Origin of the sequence: Chordicoccus furentiruminis, from assembly GCF_019355395.1 — a bacterium.
GTDB classification, from domain to species: domain Bacteria; phylum Bacillota; class Clostridia; order Lachnospirales; family Lachnospiraceae; genus Chordicoccus; species Chordicoccus furentiruminis.
The window spans coordinates 1,838,564-1,860,058 of sequence record NZ_CP048829.1 but is presented as its reverse complement, the minus strand read 5'-3'; the positions used below and the strand labels follow the sequence as shown (position 1 = coordinate 1,860,058).

Genomic DNA, 21,495 nt, shown 5'->3' with positions numbered 1-21,495 from the left:
GTTTTATTTCTCGCGCAGACTGTCAATCTTCCTCATTCAGAATCCGACTCATCGCTCTCGCGATCAGTCCTGACTAAGCCGATCTGTAAATCCCGCTTCATAAATCAGCCGCATTGCAAAGGATTTCGAGACCAGACCGCTGCGACCGGCCCCTCCAGTAAAAATTCGGCCTGCGAGCCGCAGCGTATGACAAAAATCTTCGACCTGCGTTTCTGATACATTCGACAGAAGTTCGGTCATTCTCTCGGCTACATCGGTTAGGGACGGAAGTTCACTCCGGTATTCCGCTTATGATCTGCACGCCCGCGCTGCAGCCAAGCCGGTTCGCGCCCGCTTTGATGCAGGCAATCGCTTCCTCGGCAGTATGAATCCCACCGGAAGCTTTTACACCCATATCCGGTCCGACCGTCCTGCGCATCAGCGCGACATCTTCCGGCTTCGCGCCGCCGGTCGAAAAACCGGTCGACGTCTTCACAAAATCCGCTCCGGCCTCCTTCGCGGTAAGGCAGACCTTCACCTTTTCATCATCCGTCAGCAGACAGGTTTCGATGATCACCTTGACGAGATGACCGCCCGCCGCCTGCACAACCGCTTCGATGTCTTTCTTCACGAAATCCCAGTCTCCGGACTTGATCTTTCCGACATTGACGACCATGTCCACTTCATCCGCGCCGTTCTCAACTGCGTTTTTCGCCTCGAACGCTTTCGATTCCGTCGTCGTCGCGCCGAGAGGGAATCCGATCACCGTGCAGACATTGACAGAGCTGTCCTTCAGCGTCTCCGCGCACTGCTTCACATATCCCGGATTGACACATACCGAAGCGAAATGGTACTCCATCGCCTCGCTGCACAGCTTCGCAATCTGCGTCTCGCTGGCTTCCGGCTTCAGCAATGTGTGGTCAATGATGCCCGCTACATTTTTCCTCGTAATCTCCATCTTACTATACTCCTTATCTTGTCGCCTTATTACCCTGTATCTCCTTAAAATATGGCTCCAGAGCGTAATAGACATCGTCGAATACTTTTTCCAGTTTCTGATAAATCTTATGGTTCTGTTCGTCCGGCCTGATCGGCTGTCCGAATTTAAGATACAAATTAATCGCGTCAAAATTCCGGTAAATTCCCGCACCGAAGCCTGCCAGGACAGCCGCCGCCATAGATGTTGCATCTTCCACATGATCTGGCCGTACCATCTCACATCCAGTGACGTCCGCAAGTATTCTGGCTACAATATCGCCTTTTGCGCCTCCGCCGGTCAGGATCAGCCGATTTATCTCTTCATGCTCTCTATGGGCTTTCAGTATCAAGTCCAGATTCATCGCTACGCCTTCAAGCGCTGCTCGGAGATAATGTGCTTTGGTATGTTCCATTGTCATCCCAAGAAAAGCACCCGAAGCGTTCGGATTCCAGCGAGGAGCTCTTTCTCCATTCAAATAGGGCAGATAAAGGAGATGATCTGATCCAGCAGGAACCTTCTCAATCATTTCGTCGAGTATATCATAGACATTTCGCTTTTCCTGCTCTGCGCGTTGGATTTCCTCCTGGCAAAAAGTTTTTTTCATGTATGCATAGGAGCTGCCCGCCGCCTGCATCGTCCCAGTCGGTGAATACATCCCGGGAATAACATGTGAAAAAGTAAACAATATATGTTTTTCATCCGCCCTTGGTTTGGCAGACGTTCCAGAAACCCATGCAGAAGTGCCAAATGTCAGATAATACTGACCATTTCTGACGCATCCAGAGCCGAGTGTCGCACATGGTCCATCTCCGCCTCCAGCCACTACTTTAACATCCTCTGATAGATGAAGCAGCGATGCAGACTCTTTGGTCAGATGCCCGACAACCTCGGCAGACTGCACCAGCTCCGGCATCTTATCCATATCAAGTCCTGCGGCATCTAGAACTTCCCGTGACCAGCAATTATTGAGAAGGTCCATCCCGTTCGTACCGGATCCATCCGAATAATCACTAACCACTCTGCCTGTCATCTTCAAAATGATGTAATCCTTGGCTTGAATCATTTTGAAGCCTTGTTCATAGCGCTCCGGCTCATTTTTTTTGAGCCACATCAGTTTTTCAATGCTGTAACTGCAACTGATCCGATGTCCAAGGATTTGATAGCCTCTTTCTTCGCCAACGCGCTTAGAAAGAATTTCTGCTTCATCCTGCGCTCTGGTATCTGCCCATATAATGGAATTGCCAAGTGGCTTCCCATCCCGATCTATCAGAAGGCAGCCCATCATCTGTCCGGAAAAGGAAACAGCTGCTACTGCTCGCCCATCAGCGTTTTCAGTCAGTTTCCTGGTCGCAGTCACAACTGCATTCCACCAATCGTCAGGATACTGCTCTACTCTTCCTCCTGACCTGTAGCTGATTTCGTATCCAACCGTACACCGATGGAGCATACGTCCATCCGCACTGTATAATGATGCCTTGGTTCCTGACGTTCCAATATCATACGCAATCAGATACTGATCACTCATAGTTCAAATGTCACCTCCTTCGTATGATTGGCTTTTCAGTTCAGTTATCCAAGATCGATTATCTGCTGTTTTTTTATTCCTCTGTAATCAATACGCGCATCCGGATCTCAGAATAACATTAGTATAGGGGGTGAATTCTCCTGTCAGAATAATCGCTTTTGCATCTCCTGACATTTCCTTGAGTTGAACATGAGGAACATAGCTGATATCAATTCCATCTGGAAGCAGAGCCAGCGCTTTTCGATGGAAATCCGGAGATACCGTTTTAGCTTCATCTGCGAACACTGCCGCTTCAAAGTTATTATTCTGTTCCTGCAAAACGGCCTTCAAAACATCAAGATAAGGTAGCTGTCCTGGTATAAAGTCAAGATCCACACGCTCTACTCCATCCGGAACCGGCAGTCCGGCATCTCCTATAACGATTGTATCCTTATGACGGATCTCGGCCAGAATCCGCACCAGCTGAGGGTGAAGTATTCCGCTTGTCTTCATTCCTCGTTCTCCTTTCCTCTCGACGCAATAAACGCGTCGATTTCATCCCTTCGCGGCATTGCCGGTGCGGTACCGATCTTCTGTACAGCCAAAGCTCCTACCGCGCTCGCGAACCGTGCTGCTTCAAAAATGTCTTTTCCTTCTGAAAGCGCCGTAACAAGACCGCCATTATAAGCATCCCCGGCGCCAGTCGTATCAAGAGCTTGCACCGGATAAGCCGGAATCATCTTTTCTGTTTTTCCGTCCGTTACAAAAGCTCCTTTCTCTCCCATCGTAATAATAACAGCCTTCACACCTTTCTTCAGAAAATAACCGGCTGCTGCTGATGCGCTTTTTTCATCTGTCACGGGTATACCGCTCAAAGCAGCGGCCTCTACTTCGTTCGGCGTAACGATACTGCATTTCGCAAGAAGCTTGTCACTGACCGGTTGTACCGGTGCTGTATTTAGAACAATCTGCTTGCCCGCTGAATAAGCAAGATCAATAAGACGTGACAGTGCACTGTAATTTGTTTCCAGCTGGGTCAGCACAATATCGGACGAACTAATCAAATCCTTCAGACTGTCCACTTCATCATCCGTAATATGATCACAGGCTGATGGAATAACCATGATTGCGTTCTGACCGGTTTTCTCGTCTACTTCTATTAATGCGGTTCCTGTTGAATATTCATCTGTTCTCAGTATTCTGGACGTATCCATGCCGAGATTCTTCATGAAATCCAATGCGATATTGGCAAACAGATCATTTCCAAGCTTTGTTACGATTGTTACTTCACCGCCTGATTGGAAAGCCGCGATCCCCTGATTGTATCCCTTTCCACCCGGCCCCATCTTAAAATAACCGCTTTTAACTGTCTCTCCGGGGACAGGGAGATGAGGGCCTCTGCCGGTCAGGTCTACGACAAAGCTTCCAAACATCAATATCTTTTTTTTCAAAGAAATTCCCTCCTCTCATGCTTCATCGATCTGATTATGAGTACACAGATTTATCTCAAACGATGGACAGACCAGCTTTCAAACCGCATGAAAATCCGTGTCATCATCGCCCCCATAGGAAACTCCGATATCAAGAATCATGGTCGAGTAACTTGTGCATTCGCCCGTACGGATACAGGCTCGTGTGTTATAATCTCTGGACATTTTCTTCAGCGTCTCATGGGGAACAAATTCAAGCTCGGTATCACTTTCCTTCAGAAGTTCTCTGACCTTCGAAAGATATTTGGGACTGACTTCCTTCACTTCGGAAGCCATATATATCTTCTCAATCGGCTTTTCCTGTATGATCGCTTTTAAAACAGACAGTTGTCTGGGCAATCCTTTGACTATAGCCAAATCCACTCTTTCCTTGTCAATCGGAACCGGCATCGCAGCATCTGAGAGCATCAGCCAGTCCATATGCCCAGCTTCAGCTAATACTCTTTTGAGCTGACAGTTCAGTATTCCTTCATGCAGATCAAATCTCATGGCGCACTCCCCTTTTTCTGTTAATGCTTTCTGAACTTGTCAATGAGAACAGAGGCAACAATCAGCACTCCTACAATGATATCCGTAATATTAGAATTCAGCCCCAGCAACGTGCCGGCATTCGCGATCGTCGCAATAAGGATAGAACCAACCACCGTTCCTCCGATATAACCTTCGCCGCCATTCATTGATGCTCCGCCGACCACCGCCGCGGCAATGGCGTTCATCTCATAGCCAGTGCCCAATGTAGGAATACCACTGGCCACGCGGGATGTCAGAAGAATACCGCCGACTCCGCAAAATATTCCCGAAAGAACGTAAACTCCATATGTAGTTCTTCTGACCGGGATACCTGAAAGGCGTGCGGCTTCAATATTAGATCCGACCGAAAAAACATTTCTTCCAAACACGGTATATTTAAAGATAAAGAAAGAGATTGCAATCGCTATGAACCACACTACGGCCATAAAGGGAATCGGGCCGACTTTCATCTTTGATACAGCCAAAAAGGATTGCGGAAGCCCGGTGATGTTTTTTGCATTGGAGATCAGAAGGATAATCGCCCGCGTGATCATCATCATTCCCAGTGTGGCAATGAATGGGGGAAGTCCGCCGTCGTAAATCATGATCCCATTAATCAGTCCGATCACTGCGCAAAGTGCCAGTGCAATAAAAACAGCCGGCCAAATTCCGCAAACCTGATTAACTGTTAGCAAGGCAACAACCATACCCGCCATCCCGACATGCGTGCCGACAGACAAATCAATGCCGCCCGTAACAATGACAAAGGTCATGGCAAGGGCTATAATGCCATATACTGCTGTTGACCGCATCAGGTTGTACATATTGACTCCGGTCATGAAGTTTTTGCTGAGGAAACTCATCACAATAAACACTGCGATTAAAACAATGGTGACGACTCCATACCCGTTCAGGAATGTTTTGAATCCCTCTGACTTTGCTTTTTTCATATTGTACCGCCTCTCATTTTACGAATTAATTCCGGATGCTTTTTCAAGAGCAGCTGCCTCATTCAGTTTATGGTTGGCATCATAGAATTCAGAGCGATCAAGCAGTCCCATAGCCTTTCCTTCTGACATAATAAACAGTTTGTCAGCCAGCCCCATCACCTCAGGCAAATAAGATGAGATCAGAATAACCGCTTTTCCCTTCCTCGTAAGCTGTTCAATCAGCTTGTATATTTCAACTTTCGCTCCGACGTCCACACCGACAGTCGGTTCATCAAAAATGAAAACATCACTGTCGCAGCACAGCCATTTGCTGATTACAACCTTCTGCTGATTTCCTCCTGATAAATTCTTACAAAGCTGGCTCACAGCAGGAGTCTTAATATTAACCTCCTGAACATATTGTTCAGCTCGTGCTTTTTCTTTTTTCAGATTGACAATACCGCCGTTCGAAATCGCCGGATACGAAGCCATATTGATATTTTTCTCAACGGACAGTCCAAGACAAAGTCCTTCTTTTTTTCTGTCCTCTGTCAGAAATGCAATCGAGTTACGAATTCCTTCAATCGGCTTCTGGTTGTGTATTGCTTTTTCATGGATAAAAACCTGACCTGAATCGTATTTGTCAGCGCCGAAGATCGCCCGGCAAACCTCAGTTCTTCCAGCTCCGATCAAGCCAAACATGCCAAATATTTCTCCGGCGTGAACCTCGAAACTTATATTCTGAAAAGCCTTTCCTGTCAGATGATCAACACGCAGAACAACATCCCCCTTCTTTGGATGCTCAATGCCATACAGATCTTCTACATTACGTCCGACCATCATTCTGACAAGACCTTTTTCGTCTGTGTCACGAACGTTCAGCGTATCTACATATTCGCCATTTTTAAGGACCGTCACTCGGTCGCATAACGAAAAAATCTCTTCCATTCGGTGAGAGATATATATAATTCCATACCCTCGATCTCGCAGATCCCTAATCAGTTTGAACAGAATTTCCACTTCTTCATTGGTCAAGAGCGCGGTAGGTTCATCAAAAACCAGAATATTTGCCTTCTGATAGATAATCTTCGCGATCGATACCATTTCCTGCTGCCCAATCGTCAAATCCCTGACCTTGCTTCTTGAATTAATATCAATGTTCAAGTCCTTCAAGGTCGCCTGGCTGATCTTATACATCTTCCCCCAGTCGACAATCGGTCCTTTCTTAAGGAGATGACCGAGAAAAAAGTTCTCTCCAACCGTCAGATGATTAGCCAAGGTAATATCCTGGTATACAGCTCCCAGTCCTTTCTCCAAAGCCTCTCCTGGCGATTTGCAGTGAACCTCCTCTCCATTAACAAAAACCTTCCCTTCGGAAGGCGGATATACACCCATCAAGATCTTGATCAGTGTTGATTTTCCTGCGCCGTTTTCTCCCACCAGCGCATGCACCTCTCCTTCCCTGACGTCAAAACTGACATTTGACAACGCTTTGACGCCTGGAAATTCTTTGGATATATTCTCCATTCTCACAAGCACTTTGGAGTCATTTGACATACAGCTTTCGCTCTCCTTTCCGTAGATCCGCTGAGTTGATAAAAGCAGGGCATCGGGTCCTCCGGCCCAGTGCCCTGCCTCAAACCTTCCTGAAAATACGCAGCGAATCTGTGGTAGATTATTCTTCACAAAAACCAGCCATATCAGTCCTTATACTTCTTCAGGGAGAACGGATCAATTATGCCCTTCATATCATCTGAATCGACATTTTCCTGCGTAATCAGGCTGATTCCCGTATCCGTAAATTTTTCAAAGTCAGCTGCCTTTTTCGTGCCCTTGATTACGTCATAAACACACTGTACCGACTGATAACCCATTTCATAAGGATTCTGAACTGCCGTCAGGAACAGCTGTCCGTCGCGAACCGCATTGATTTCCGCCTCATCCGAGTCAAATGCGCATGCAACCAGCTTGCTTCCAAGATCATTTTCCGTCATGAACTGTGAGAGGCCATCGCCGGTTGCATTGTTCGAAGCGAAATATCCAAGCAGATCATCCTGATTTGCAGTATAGATATCTTCTGCAGCCTGCAGGGACTTCGGAATATCGTTATCTGTATAAATGGGGTCCAGCACCTTGATGTCAGGAGCATTGTCCTTTAAATACTCTTTGAACCCCTCTTCACGTCTGGACACCGTAAGTGAACCTGCCATCGGGGAAATCAAGCCAACAACGCCTTTCTTCTCAACACCTCTCTGATCCAATTCCTTCAGGAACGCTTCTCCGACCGCCTTACCTGCAGAAATCGTGTCTGTCGCAAACAGTGAGATATAATTCTCTGTTGATGGCTGGTTATCGAACACGGCCACCGGAATATTCTTCTTGGCCGCTTCATCGAATCCGGCGGAAAGATTGTCCTCAAGTGTAGGGGCTGCTGCGATACCATCCGGGTTCGTAGTCAGAATATTGTCAAGAATTTCCGTCTGTTCAGCAGTATCCGCCTCGGAAACCGGCCCCTGAACAGTCAAATTGACGTCCGGATGCTCAAAAGCAAAGTTTTTCGCTCCGACAACCGCCTGCTGCCAGAAATCCGAATCCGTAGCCTTAATCAGGAAGGAAATGTTAACCTGATCCCCCGGAGCCTCCGCAGTTGAAGAAGAAGCCGCACATGGGACAACTGTTCCGGTCACTGCCATTCCCAGAGCCAATAGAGTTGCAAGTACTTTCTTTCTCATTCTGAAGCCTCCTTTTGAATATGTTTTTCTATAACAACAGCCTTTGCCTGACTGTCATTCCCGCGGTTCAAAGCAAACCGTTCGTTTCGTTCAGATCCCTTCAATTCCACACGATACGGAATATAAACCATATTCCGACTCGTCTTCTTCTTGTTGATTCGCTCATCCAGCATTCTCATAGCGATTCTGCCCATTTCGGCACAGTCCCGCGCAATATAGCTGTAGTTGTACCCGATATTGTCAAGCGCTTTAATCTGATCAATGCCTATCATGGCGATCTCACGGCCCAGCTTCATTTTCATTTCACGCACAGCCCGAATAAATCCCATTGATGTCGAATTGTTAGCTGTAAAAACGGCATCAGGAATTGTCGCTCCAGACAGCATTTTCATCCCGATCCGATAAGCAGTGTCTACAGAAAAATCACCTTTAAAAATAAGCTCATTTCTTACTGCTAATCCAGCATCCCGTAAGGCATCTTCATATCCCCTAAACCGCTCCCTGCCAATCTGAATATTTAAATCTCCAGTTATAGTGGCAATATTGCCATACCCCTGATCCGCAAGAATTTTGGTTGCGGCGTATGCCGCCTTATAGTTTTCAAAGAAGACCCCGTCCCATTCTGTATCTTTGACGCTTCGGTCCATCTCCACCACAGGGATATTCAGATTTCGCAAAATAGCGTGATACTCTCGGTTTTGCTCATCATCTTCCGGTCTGCCATAGTCCGAGGTCGGAGTAATAATCAGTCCCAGCAAATCCAGACTTCGAAGTTCAATGAGTGCTTTTCTCTCTTTCAAAAAGTCATTATTCGTATCAAAGTACAGTAATATGTAACCGCTTTCATCTGCGGCTGCGCTAATCCCCTTCAATACGCTTGTAAAAAACTCATTTTCAATCTCAGGAACAACCACGCCTATTAGTTTTGACGTATGACTCGCAAGCGTTCTGGCTGCACTTGACGGAATAAATTTCGTTTCATCAATTATTTTCAGTATGTTATTTCTTGTTTCTTCGCTTACATAGCCGTTTCCATTAATCACCCTGGAAACCGTTGTTTTAGACGTTCCCGCCAGTCTCGCAATATCCGCAATCGTAACTTTCTTGTCCATATGTAATCGCTTCCATATCCTGTTTACAATATAGTACTGTATTGCACATATGTCAACACTGTATTTAGAATAATTATTATATTATTCGAAGTATGTTTAACAGTTTTGTGCATTATGCTGCATTTTGTCGTTCTTCTTTGTATGTTACCGGTTCCCTCTTTTTATTCTGTTCCACACTCAGCTCATCAGGCATTCTTAGCTTCTACCACTATCCTCTAAAATAGAAAAAGCCGTCGGCCAATACGCGGCCAGCGGCTTTTATCATTGCTCTGTAGAATCAGCACATGAATAACATACTAAAATACCATTCTTCATTCGTTCAGGCATCTAAGGGTCATCACACCGTCACGGATTTACCATAACCATTTTAATCACGTCGCCCTTGTCATCCCGCGCCTTGCAAAACATTTTTTCAATATCCTGCATTGCAAATGTTTGAGTAATAAAAAGATCCGGATCAACTATTTTGTTTTCAAGAAGTTCGAGTGCGCGAGGAAACCATAATGCCGGAACCGCGTACGAAGCTCGCAGCTGCAGTTTTTTAAAATGGAAGTCGTTCGCATTAAAGGATATATTGCCGTGGTTCATATCAATGCCAATAAACCCGATAATACCGCCGTACAAAGCAATTCTGAATGTGTCCGGAATGACCGAAGGTGCGGCTGTAATCATTATCTTGTTGACTCCGCCGCGTGGAAAAGGATACTGATCCATCGGTGTTTCTGATGAGATTATAACATCCGTTGCGCCTAATTTTCTGGCCATCTCAATCCGGGCCTTTGATTGTCTGCTTCTCTGGATTGCATAGACATTTCGCGCACCGGTTGCCTTTGCTAAAGCAATCTCCATGAGTCCTATCGGGCCAAGCCCAACTACTGCCACGTCATCATTTAGTTCAATCCCTGTTGTGTAAAACAGATCCAGCGCAACACCCAGTGGTTCTGTCAGCGCCGCCTCCTGATATGAGAGCTTGTCTTTTGAAAACTTCACAGCTGCCTGTGCCGGAACAGCAAGATATTCTGAGTATCCGCTTATTTCAACATCTTCAATAACACTGAATCCATGCTGGCATAAATCTGTCCTGCCGTTTCTGCAATTTTCACAGAGATGACAAAAAGTTCCGCTTTCAATAACGACTGAATCGCCTTCCCTGATACTGCTCACATTCGATCCGCATCGGACAACCGTACCCGCGATCTCATGTCCGAAGCTTTTCCAATCCTTTGCATCAGATGCTGCTTCGTGCAAATCCGTTCCGCACACAGCGCAAGCCTCTACTTTCACGAGCACATCGTCTATACCGATGCCTGGGACTGGCACTTCACGAAGTTCGAATTGATACGGGGATTTTACAAATACAGCTTTCATAAAGTATCGCCTCGCTTCCGTCATCTGTCACAGTCATTTGATATGGGAACTCAGTCCCATGAACACCGAGCCAAACCTCACAGCTGATACTTATCAAGCATTTTACGCGCGAAGGAAATGCTTTCTCGTACATAAGTTTCAGCATCTGGAGCCAGTTTCCGCCAAACCCAGGTGCTCATATTGTCTGTGCAGTCAGAAAAGCCTTCAAAGCCAAGATATCCGTTAAAACCAATCTCTTTAAATGCGCTGAAAATGCCATCCCAATCAACATGACCAGTCCCCGGGATTCCCCTATCATTTTCACACATATGAAAATTAGATAAACGTTTGCCAGCTGTAAGAACCGCCTGATGGAAATTTTTCTCTTCCACATTCATATGATAAGAGTCCAGATGAATATGTACGTTTGGCTCGCCAATCATATCGATTAACTTATTTGCTTCTTCCGCTGTATTCAGCAAGTAAGATTCATATCGGGTAACAGGCTCAAACGCAATGTGAACGCCAAACTCCTGAGCGTATCGGGCAACCTCTCTGAGACAGGATGCGCTGAATTCCCACTCCTGCTCACTTGGCATATGCCTGGCATTTTTCAGATACTGTGAATAGATGACCCCCGAAAACATTTTCGCGCCCGCCTCCGCCGAAGCCTTGACGCAGTCCTTCAGATATCGGGTACCGTTCTTTCTGATTTCCGGATCAAATGATGTAATGTCATGCTCCGGTGAAAGAATAACATTTGAAGTTGTAATGCCAAAGCCGTCAAGTTTTTCTTTTACAGATATAGGATCAAACAGATCCAACCGCATAAGCGGTATTTCAATAAAATCGAATCCGAGATTCCTGACAGTATCGATGATCCCGAGAGTCTCATTGGACCATTCGCTGCACCATTCATACGCATGAATACCAAGTTCCATCGCAGATCCCTCGCTTTAACACAGACTTCATCTGTTTAAGATTTTGCTCTTATTTCAGTCCGAGCGCTTTCATCTCTTCGATAATCTTGATTCCGCTTGATGTACCGATTCTCGTTGCCCCGGCTTCTGCCATCTGCTTCAAGGCTTCATACGACCGAATGCCGCCCGCTGCTTTCACCTGCACATCCGGACCGCAATATTGTTTCATCAGTCGGACGTTCTCAGCTGTCGCTCCAGCCGTAGCAAATCCCGTGCTTGTTTTGATAAAATCAGGCTTCACTTCAGAAGCGATTTTTGCCACTTGTATGATTTCGCTCTCTGTCAGGTAACAGGTTTCAAAAATAACCTTGCAGCAAATCTCACTCCGTCTCGCCAAAGCGACAAGCTGCTCCATCTCTTTCCTGATATATGCATAATCATGCTCCTTCGCTTTGCCCACATTCATGACATAGTCAAACTCCTGACACCCGTCGGCAATCGCGTTTTTCACCTCATCCATTTTCGACTGAATCGTTGTTTGCCCTAGAGGGAAGCTGACAGCTGCACCGGTCAGCACTTCCGATCCCTTCAAAAATTCCCTGCAGATTTTCACCGGATAAGTGTTTATTGCAACCGACTTAAACCCAAACGTTCTTGCTTCGTCACAAAGTTTTTTAAAGTCATCTGTCGTGGCATATGCATGAAGATTTGTATGATCAATCATCTGTGCCACCTGTCTGATTGTAAGTTCCATAGCTCTTCTCCTGTATATATTAATATTTGCTGCCTCCCCAAATTCCTAATTCAACCATACGGTTTCAAAAGTCATTGGGATTATAGGCATATTTTTGATCCGAGTCAGTAAAACTACTGTCCGTTATGAAAGCACTCGTTTGTGATATTTGTTTCCCAGCCCGGCCTTATGCATCCTTTCTTTCAAATCACAGCTCAAAAATCCTCTTATCCCCGTAATTCTTCCGCCAGTCCCCGCTGAATTTCTCAAGCGCATCCGCCACATTCGGCGTATCCACCATCATAGTGAGAAGCTCGGGGCTGGCGGTAACAGCCTGCGCGCCCGCCATATATGCGTCCATGATCTGTCTGGGATTCCGGAAGCTGGCCGCCACAATCTTAGTCGGCAGATGGTACCGGTCAATCAGATACGCCATCTCCGAAATCTGCTTTCTCGGGTCATAATTGTTGTTTTCCATACGATTGTAGTAAGGCGCCAGATAGTCCGCTCCGACTGACATGGCAAGCATACCCTGCATGGAAGTGTAAATCGCCGTCGCGGTGACCCTGCATCCTTTCTGCTTAAGCCGTTTCATCACCCTGATTCCCGTTTCGTTCGCCGGAACCTTGAGATAAGTGGCTTCTTTTCCGTAACGATCCGTCAATGTCTCCGCTTCTCTCAGCATATCCTCAGCCGTACTGGCCGTCAGCTGGATATGCAGGCTCCTGTCCGGCCCGATGATCTTGCGGATCCGGTCAAGAATACCGTAAAAATCCGGCTTCTCTTTTGCCAGAATCGACGGGTTGCATGTCACGCCGGCCAGATCATAAATATCATTGTACTTCTCAATGAGATCTGTGTTGGCAGTATCAATCATGACTTCCATAAGCGATCCTCCTCGTAAGCTCTGAAACTGTTTCAATTCGTGGATGCATGCCGGCGGGAAGCGGCTGACCTCCTCATAAACCTGTAAATGGCTCTGCGTCACCGGTTACCGTAATCTCAACGCCTGCCGTCCGCAGTCTTTCAAGCAGAGCCGCATCTCTGACCGGTGCTTCCGTGATCAAAATATCGATTTCCTTCTCCGAAAACAGGGGAAGCGTCCCCTTGTGGCTGAATTTTTCATGATGAAACAGCAGAACCGTGCGATCCGCCTGGGCTGCCATTCTGTGAAGCAGTTCAACCCGAAGCAGGTTGTCCCCGCTGAAGCCGATGTCCGGGCTGTATCCGTCCGCTCCCGTAAAAAAATACTTCACATGAAAATTTGAAAGGCTTCGAACCGCCAGAGGTCCGACCAGCGCCATGGAATCCGACTGATAATCGCCCCCGGTCAGCGTAAGTCTGAGATGCCCCGTTTCCTTCAGATAGGCTGCCATAAAAACCGAATTTGTCACAATATTGACCGTCGTCTTCCGCCGCCTGAGTTCTTCCGCAAGCAAAATGCACGTCGATCCGGATTCAATGAAAACCGTGTCTCCATCGCGCACGAGATCCGCAGCACTCGAAGCAATCTCCGATTTTGCGGCATAGTGGAAAGCCATCCTTCTGGAGATCGGGTTCTCTGTTTCAAGAGAGGCGTATCCCTGCTCTCTGCGGATCAGCTGCCGCTCCTCCAGCGCAGCCAGATCTTTCCGGACCGTCGCAGCCGAAGTCCCCAGCACATCACTCAGCTCATTGACGGATAGTCTGGACTGTCTGCTCAGTAAGGAGAGAATCTGGTTGTGCCTTCTCATTTTGCTGTCCATGCTTTTCAGCCTTCCCCGTACGTCATCGCTTTCGTTCGAAATACGCTACTCTTTCATATCAACATCATATATAGCGCATTCGAGCTTCACTGTCAATCCGGTTCAGAGTTTTACCTGAGCAGTGAACCGCATCCCGATGGTCGTAATATAAAAATCGTGCGGAGAAATATCGCTTCTCCGCACTCGCATTCGCCTCTTGATTCATCGTCCGTCTTCATCCTTCATCCGCCGCAGACTCTTTCTTTGATCATACCGCAGCTGCGGACGGGCAGACCGGTTTTCCGCCTCATGACAGCAGCTTCAGCAGTTCGTCCCGGTCCAGAGCCGCGCTCGAGACGCCTTCCTCATTCAGCACATCGTCCGACAGCTTCCGCTTTGCCTCCTGCATGTCCACGATTTTCTCCTCGATCGTCCCCCGGGCAATGATGCGGTACACGCTGACGACACGTTTCTGGCCGATCCGGTGGGCCCGGTCGGTCGCCTGGTTCTGGACGGCAAAATTCCACCATGGATCATAGTGAATCACGATATCCGCGCCGGTCAGATTGAGCCCGGTGCCGCCCGCCTTCAGGGAAATCAGAAACACCGGCACGTCGTCCGAGTTGAACGCTTCTACCAGTTCAAGCCGCTTTTCCTTCGGCGTCTGTCCTGTGATTTTGTAGCAGGGAAGGCCTTCCTTTTCCAGATCCTTCTCCAATAGCTCGAGCATCGAAGTGAACTGCGAGAAAACAAGCGCCTTGTGCCCGCCGTCCGCGCAGCTTCGTATCAGTTCGATGCAGGCTTCCCGTTTCGCGGAACCGCCCCGGTATTCTTCAAAGCAGAGCGCCGGATCGCAGCAGATCTGACGGATCCGCGTCAGTTCGGCCAGCACCTGAATTTTGCCTCTCCGGAATTCCTCCTCGCTCTGTCCTTCCAGCTGCTTCTTCAGCAGCACCACTTCAGCGTCATACAGCTTCTGCTGCTCTTTTCCAAGACCCGCGTAACGGATTTCCTCGATCTTATCCGGGAGGTCCTTCAGGACATCGCTCTTCTTTCTCCGCAGGATAAACGGCGTGACCATCCGGCTCAGCTGTGTCTTCGCCTCTTCATCCTCGTTTTTCACGATCGGCGCCTCAAACGTGCTGCGGAACGTATCGTAGCCGTACAGAAACCCCGGCATCAGAAAATCGAAGATGCTCCACAGCTCGCTCAGCCGGTTTTCAATCGGCGTGCCGGTCAGCGCGAAGCGGGCGGCTGCCTTCAGCAGCTTCACGGATTTAGCGGCGGCCGTACGACTGTTCTTGATATACTGCGCTTCGTCCACAACCGCATAGCGGAACCGGATCTTCTCATACGAATCGATGTCCCGCTTCAGCAGATCAAACGATGTAATCAGCATATCCGGAGGAACCGCATTCGCCGCGGCCTCCTCCACATATGCCAGAAGAGTCCGTCTCTCCTGCTGCGTCCCTGTTACGGTCACAGCGGTGAGGCCCGGTGCGAAACGGTGAATTTCGGCTTCCCAGTTATAAACAAGCGCCGCCGGACATACCACGATGGAGACCGTCCGCGGTCCTCCCGATTCCCGCTCAGCCAGCAGGACCGCGATCATCTGAATCGTTTTTCCCAGTCCCATCTCATCGGCCAGAATTCCGCCGAAACCGTTTCGGTCCAGCATTCTCATCCATCTGAACCCGGTTTCCTGATAGCGGCGAAGCGATGCCGCAAGTCCGGCCGGAACCGGATCCTCGGCGTCGCTGACTGTCCGGAATCCCCGTATCAGCGCCCTGAAATGCGCATCCCGGTCGGCATAGACCGAATCCATCTCTTCCATCATCCGGTCAATGTACAGGGCGCGGTAAGCCGGAAGATTCATATGTCCACGGACAAATTCACGCGGCGTAAGCTGAAGCGCGTCCATCATCTCCGCAAGACGGGTTACCGTGTTCTCCGGGTCTTCCTCAAGGGAAATGAACGAACCGCTTTTCAGCCGGTAATATTTCTTTTTCTTCAGCTGATACGTCAGCAGCAGCTCGAGCAGTTCCTGTTCCGAGATATCCGGGCTCGATACATTCAGATCGAGCAGATTGTTCTCAAGAGACACGCCGATGTTCATCTGCATATGTCTCGTTACGCCAAGCCGTTTGAACCGCTCGGTGCTCCGGACTTCACCGACCGAGAGCAGCGCATCCACACCGCTGCTGAGAAGACGGTAAAGGTCATCCTCGTCCGGGCCGAAAAACAAATTCCGTACCGTATCATATTTCGGAAGATAGCGCATCACTGTGTTCAGCGCAAGGCGCTCCTTCTCCTGATCACGATAAGACTCCGGCGTTCTCTCCGTCAGCAGATCCGCCACATCCTCAGTCCGGCTTCCATACCCCGCCGTAACCCGCGCAACCGGCACACCATATACAATGTCAAGATAGAATACAATCTGGGACTCCGGAGGCAGATAGGGCAGAATCTCCTCTTTCCGCTTCTCGCTGACCGTCATGGATTTTTTCAGATTCGGCAGCGCCTTGTGATAGAAGTCCGCCAGATGAAGACGTCCGATCCGGGCTTCAAAATGCCCCGACTCCGAATGCTGCGTCAGCGGGCTCAGACTCCGGAAGCTTTCCGGATTCATTCGGGAAATGACACCGTCCCGAATGCAGTACGCGCTGTCCTGACCCATAATCGCGTGCGGCAGATCACCGGATACCTTCACGCCGGCGAATTCCTTTCCCTCCTTCAGCGGACTGACGGTGAGCTCCGGCTGGAAATAAGACCCGGAGGCGGACAGATGCATGCTCCGCTTCTCCTCGTGATTCGATACATCAATCGCTTCGATTTCCAGGTGCTGTTCTTCAAGGCTGCGATAAAAACGGTCCAGCCAGAATCCGTAAAGCGGGAGGCTGTCCGTGAAATTCATTCGTCTGTACGGATCATAGAAGGAACCGAACCGGGTCTGCCGGTCCGGATAATGGCTGGCATGCATTTCCTCATCCTCTACCATATCCCTCATAAAACCGTACCAGAGGCGGCCGTTTTCATCCAGCTGATCCGCGAGAAGTCTCGTCTCATAGTTTTTCCCGAACCGGTGAACCGCACCTTCCTTCATCTCCTGAAGAAATTCCGGTATGTTTTTCACCTTATAGAATCGCGACGCCTTCCCGCAGTCTCCGAAACGGAAAGAGAGCTCCATCGAATTATCCTCAATGGTCGCACGGGGAAGAATCGTCTGCTGCACACCCGTTCCTTCGCCGTGTGCATTCTCCAAAACTCCGGCCGATCCTGCTATACTCTGATCAAGAAACCGGGCTGCGGCGAGATCTGTCGCGTCTCCATAAGCATGCTCGCGAAGCGCCTGAACCGTCATCAGCAGAACGGCCGCTTCATGCTCACAGATATCGCCGTGGCGGAATGCGCCCGGATCGTAGCTATGCCCGCACCTCCAGCCTGAGCACCGCATACCCAGGAGCCGAGTCCTGTCAAATACGATTTTCGCTTTCCAGCTTCCGTCCCGGGCCGTCAGTTCGCCGGTTCCGACCATCTGACCGTCCGCCGGCCCTTCGTAGCCGAAGCTCAGACTGATTCCCTCCGGCTGCTCTCTCCGGATCAGCCGCTCGGCCTTCCTTCTGAGCTGTATCGACAGATGCGCATCCGCTTCCAGGAGATCCGCCCGAAAATAGTGGTATGCATCATTTGAAATCATGGCCGCATCCGACCGGCGGTCTGATTCATCCTCGGCCGCCTGACTGCTTTTAATCAAATCATTCAGCGCATCGAGTGAGCTGTCGTTTTTCTCCCCGGGCAGCGTGCCGTTATCAGCGTTTTTCATCTTCCGGGCAACTTGTCCCTCCACGATTGTATCGGCTGCGTGCTGCTCTTCCTGTCTCTCCGCGGCGCCGGCTGCATTGTCCAAAAGCTCGTTCAGATCCGGAATCTGACTGACATAATCTTCTGCCATAAAAAAAAGCGCAGCCATATGCACGCAGTATCGTTTTTTTGACTCCTCGCAGTCACATGTCAGATCGATTTTTCCCTTCGCCTGATCAATTCGCAGCACCGGCCTGTAATTTCGTTCCGTTCTGACTGTCGCCCGGAACGTCAGCGCCGTTTCCTCTTCATCCACGGTCAGCTTTTTCGCCTTGCCGGCGTCGTACAGATCCCGTCCGTTTTCCAGCACAGTCCGGTCAAACGCACTCTGCCAGTCAAAATAATCAGTCAGCTGCATTCAAATCTTCCTTTTCTCTATGTTCGGTTTGCGCGAAACACAGCGCTGCTCAATGTCTGAGCACGCTTTTGTTCTTTCCGTTCCTCTCTTCCATCAGCGCAGTACCACACCCTGCGGAACTTAACATGATCCACTGCTGATTGATTTCAATCCACGCTCCCTGTGCGGGCGCGATATCTCAGGGATTGACAGAGAACAATGGAACGCGTCCTCCATCAGGATCAGTATGCGATTCCGGACAATATGCTTTCGCCCATTCCGGAGTGCGCCTCCGGCCAGTATTCTTTCGTCCATTCCGGAATACGCCCTCGATTCCGCTGTCATCAAAGACATTTCCTATCGCCTGATTATTTCCGTTGGGATGCACTGGTTCGCTGACCGTCGGCGCTTCCTCAGCAGGCTGCTTCAAGAATACCACCTTTCGAGGCCGATCAAGATGACCGGAGTGTCCGCCGACAGAAACATGGTTGTTCGGTTGTTCACAGGGTACTTTTGCTCTATGCTGCACAGCCGTCCGGGATTCGCACCTCGGAACTCCGCGCTTACGTAAAGGGCACTGCTCTTGTGCTAACGGCTGCTGATATGATTATCCCACATTATTCTCACCTTCTCAATCGAGATTGTCCCCGCTTGCGCGGGGGACACCTTTTTCAAGCCCGCGTCTTAAGTCGTGGGTAGGGATCATCCCCGCTCGCGCGGGGTCCACGCTCCAAGAACCGATTGTCTGAGCACCAGCACGAAGGATCATCCCCGCTCGCGCGGGGTCCACGCACAACGCGATCGACATCTGGTCTCAGTACCGGTATCATCCCCGCTCGCGCGGGGTCCACGCTCATGAGGGATATCAGGATCAGACCGCAGAGCGATCATCCCCGCTCGCGCGGGGTCCACGCGTTCTCGGACTGGCTCCGAATGCCGGAAGAAGGATCATCCCCGCTCGTGCGGGGTCCACGGCTCCGCGTTGTCCGCTCCAAAGTATACGATAGGATCATCCCCGCTCGTGCGGGGTCCACTGTAAGCGGGCATCCACAATCGGCGTCGTGATAGGATCATCCCCGCTCGGGCGGGGTCCACTTTGTCATAATATCACATTCCTATTACGTATTGGGATCATCCCCGCTCGCGCGGGGTCCACGTACTGGAACAGCTGGAAGCCAGTGTCCCCAAAGGATCATCCCCGCTCGCGCGGGGTCCACTTTGTCATAATATCACATTCCTATTACGTATTGGGATCATCCCCGCTTGCGCGGGGTCCACCAGGGCCGCCTGATAGGCGGCAAACAGGAGATAGGATCATTCCCGCTCGCACGGGGTCCACCGTCATGAACTCTCCGTGCCGCAGGCCATCTTGGGATCACTCCCGCTCGCGCGGGGTCCACGGGCCGTGACTGGATGATCGACTCGGAGGAGCCGGATCATCCCCGCTCGCGCGGGGTCCACTCACCCCTCCTCCGATGTGATTCGTCTGCATTCGGATCATCCCCGCTCGCGCGGGGTCCACTCTTCGCCTTTTTTAGCGGCAAAGCAGCCTCTAGGATCATCCCCGCTCGCGCGGGGTCCACGACACTTGTCATAATCGCGGGACGGTGGTATTAGGATCATCCCCGCTCGCGCGGGGTCCACTAGCGCGATGGCGGTGGAGGTCGTGGAGGACATGGATCATCCCCGCTCGCGCGGGGTCCACCTACACGCCGGAGGAGCTGGGGATATGAAAACAGGATCATCCCCGCTCGCGCGGGGTCCACTGGCTGCGCTTCCGAAGGCAGAGGAACGTCTCGGGATCATCCCCGCTCGCGCGGGGTCCACTCAGTATTTCCCGATAGTGCAGGACCCAGAGGAGGATCATCCCCGCTCGCGCGGGGTCCACTGTGCCACTTAACGGAAAAATGAGGCATGCGGAGGATCATCCCCGCTCGCGCGGGGTCCACTGTCGATCACCTGCGCCATCACGGCGCCGGAAAGGATCATCCCCGCTCGCGCGGGGTCCACTCGAGCATGCCATCTGTCAGCTCTCCGATGGTGGGATCATCCCTGCTCGCGCGGGGTCCACTTTTCTCCAGAATCCGCGACGTAAAAGCTGATAGGATCATCCCCGCTCGCGCGGGGTCCACCCATCTCGTCCTCCTTCACACGCACCAACCACAGGATCATCCCCGCTCGCGCGGGGTCCACCACCCTTGGTCAGCGCATCGCCCACGCCGGAGAGGATCATCCCCGCTCGCGCGGGGTCCACTTTGGCTGGCCCATTTCAAACACATCGACGTGAGGATCATCCCCGCTCGCGCGGGGTCCACCTTATCAATGCCCGGCTTAGCCAAGCCGGGCAGGGATCATCCCCGCTCGCGCGGGGTCCACCATCTGAGTCCCGAGCGAGCCACTCGTAGCCTTGGATCATCCCCGCTCGCGCGGGGTCCACCGCCCTTGGTCAGTGCATCGCCCACGCCGGAGAGGATCATCCCCGCTCGCGCGGGGTCCACTGCCGTCCGTCACCTGCATCGTGGAGCCGTGGAGGATCATCCCCGCTCGCGCGGGGTCCACCAGCTCGGGCGCGACGGGAACGGAGATTTCACAGGATCATCCCCGCTCGCGCGGGGTCCACCAGTCTTTGCCCGATCCGTCGGCGCGGAACTGGGGATCATCCCCGCTCGCGCGGGGTCCACTCGCGGTCCCACTTAGTCTCGATCCCGAGCCAGGATCATCCCCGCTCGCGCGGGGTCCACCCTGCTGGATACGTCTCCGGTGACCAGACGTTGGGATCATCCCCGCTCGCGCGGGGTCCACTCACGAACGCGGAGTCTGCCCGGAAGAAGGCTGGGATCATCCCCGCTCGCGCGGGGTCCACTAATGTAAGTTATTCTAAGTTAATTCTAAGTTAGGATCATCCCCGCTCGCGCGGGGTCCACGAGGCGCGTCGAGCCGAAAAATGCCTTGATCCGGGATCATCCCCGCTCGCGCGGGGTCCACGCAGGCGATGCTGCGGGACATTCTCCGGACGTAGGATCATCCCCGCTCGCGCGGGGTCCACAAGTTTGTGCTTTTGGTTTCCAGAATTAAGATAGGATCATCCCCGCTCGCGCGGGGTCCACTCACCTCCAAGGTATAAAAAAGAGACCGGCTTGGGATCATCCCCGCTCGCGCGGGGTCCACCGGCCTGTAATCTCGAGTCAGAGATTGAGCATAGGATCATCCCCGCTCGCGCGGGGTCCACGGAAGGCGCTGGACCGGGCGATGCAGGCGCTGAGGATCATCCCCGCTCGCGCGGGGTCCACGGCGTGACCAATGTCAGCTTGCCGGACGTGAAAGGATCATCCCCGCTC

At 50.8% G+C, this 21,495-nt stretch carries 16 protein-coding genes and 1 CRISPR repeat array (1 of these 17 running past the window's edge); all 16 genes read right to left on the bottom strand.

What is annotated here, in order from left to right; translation table 11 throughout:
- Positions 1–63: 63 nt before the first annotated feature.
- Positions 64–240 (bottom strand): phosphoheptose isomerase family protein, encoded by a 177-nt coding sequence (locus G4C92_RS08660; protein ID WP_274939468.1) that lies wholly within the window; start codon positions 238–240, stop codon positions 64–66.
- Positions 241–271: 31 nt separating this feature from the next.
- On the bottom strand, positions 272–937 hold the full coding sequence (gene deoC / locus G4C92_RS08655) for a deoxyribose-phosphate aldolase (protein ID WP_274939467.1): 666 nt from the start codon (positions 935–937) through the stop codon (positions 272–274).
- A 13-nt stretch (positions 938–950) separates the two neighbouring features.
- Positions 951–2,483 (bottom strand): xylulokinase, encoded by a 1,533-nt coding sequence (locus tag G4C92_RS08650; RefSeq protein WP_274939466.1) that lies wholly within the window; start codon positions 2,481–2,483, stop codon positions 951–953.
- A gap of 87 nt (positions 2,484–2,570) precedes the next feature.
- Positions 2,571–2,975: a D-ribose pyranase gene (rbsD, locus tag G4C92_RS08645; RefSeq protein ID WP_274939465.1), complete on the bottom strand. Its 405-nt coding sequence runs from the start codon at positions 2,973–2,975 to the stop codon at positions 2,571–2,573.
- Positions 2,972–3,895, bottom strand: coding sequence for a ribokinase (gene rbsK, locus G4C92_RS08640; RefSeq protein WP_274941985.1), 924 nt, complete (start codon positions 3,893–3,895; stop codon positions 2,972–2,974). Before rbsK ends, rbsD (G4C92_RS08645) begins: the two co-directional genes overlap by 4 nt.
- A 96-nt stretch (positions 3,896–3,991) precedes the next feature.
- On the bottom strand, positions 3,992–4,441 hold the full coding sequence (rbsD, locus tag G4C92_RS08635; protein WP_274939464.1) for a D-ribose pyranase: 450 nt from the start codon (positions 4,439–4,441) through the stop codon (positions 3,992–3,994).
- A 20-nt stretch (positions 4,442–4,461) separates the two neighbouring features.
- On the bottom strand, positions 4,462–5,412 hold the full coding sequence (locus G4C92_RS08630; protein ID WP_274939463.1) for an ABC transporter permease: 951 nt from the start codon (positions 5,410–5,412) through the stop codon (positions 4,462–4,464).
- A gap of 18 nt (positions 5,413–5,430) precedes the next feature.
- Positions 5,431–7,077 carry a sugar ABC transporter ATP-binding protein gene (locus tag G4C92_RS08625; RefSeq protein ID WP_274939462.1) on the bottom strand — a complete coding sequence of 549 codons (1,647 nt, stop codon included), beginning with the start codon at positions 7,075–7,077 and terminating at the stop codon, positions 5,431–5,433.
- A gap of 14 nt (positions 7,078–7,091) precedes the next feature.
- Positions 7,092–8,123: an ABC transporter substrate-binding protein gene (locus G4C92_RS08620; RefSeq protein ID WP_274939461.1), complete on the bottom strand. Its 1,032-nt coding sequence runs from the start codon at positions 8,121–8,123 to the stop codon at positions 7,092–7,094.
- Positions 8,120–9,235, bottom strand: a complete 1,116-nt coding sequence (locus G4C92_RS08615) for a LacI family DNA-binding transcriptional regulator (RefSeq protein WP_274939460.1) — start codon at positions 9,233–9,235, stop codon at positions 8,120–8,122. Before G4C92_RS08615 ends, G4C92_RS08620 begins: the two co-directional genes overlap by 4 nt.
- Positions 9,236–9,580: 345 nt before the next feature.
- Positions 9,581–10,603: a zinc-dependent alcohol dehydrogenase gene (locus G4C92_RS08610; protein ID WP_274939459.1), complete on the bottom strand. Its 1,023-nt coding sequence runs from the start codon at positions 10,601–10,603 to the stop codon at positions 9,581–9,583.
- 77 nt (positions 10,604–10,680) lie between these two features.
- On the bottom strand, positions 10,681–11,523 hold the full coding sequence (locus G4C92_RS08605) for a sugar phosphate isomerase/epimerase family protein (RefSeq protein ID WP_274939458.1): 843 nt from the start codon (positions 11,521–11,523) through the stop codon (positions 10,681–10,683).
- A 49-nt stretch (positions 11,524–11,572) separates the two neighbouring features.
- On the bottom strand, positions 11,573–12,256 hold the full coding sequence (gene deoC / locus G4C92_RS08600) for a deoxyribose-phosphate aldolase (protein WP_274939457.1): 684 nt from the start codon (positions 12,254–12,256) through the stop codon (positions 11,573–11,575).
- A 187-nt stretch (positions 12,257–12,443) separates the two neighbouring features.
- Positions 12,444–13,121: a fructose-6-phosphate aldolase gene (locus G4C92_RS08595; RefSeq protein ID WP_274939456.1), complete on the bottom strand. Its 678-nt coding sequence runs from the start codon at positions 13,119–13,121 to the stop codon at positions 12,444–12,446.
- 73 nt (positions 13,122–13,194) lie between these two features.
- Positions 13,195–13,980: a DeoR/GlpR family DNA-binding transcription regulator gene (locus G4C92_RS08590; RefSeq protein ID WP_274939455.1), complete on the bottom strand. Its 786-nt coding sequence runs from the start codon at positions 13,978–13,980 to the stop codon at positions 13,195–13,197.
- Between the two features lie 286 nt (positions 13,981–14,266).
- A complete protein-coding gene (locus G4C92_RS08585; RefSeq protein WP_274939454.1) occupies positions 14,267–18,178 on the bottom strand; it encodes a DEAD/DEAH box helicase in 3,912 nt (1,303 codons plus the stop codon).
- A 678-nt stretch (positions 18,179–18,856) separates the two neighbouring features.
- Positions 18,857–21,495: direct repeats of the CRISPR family, unit length 28 nt; unit sequence GGATCATCCCCGCTCGCGCGGGGTCCAC; it runs 1,477 nt beyond the window's last position.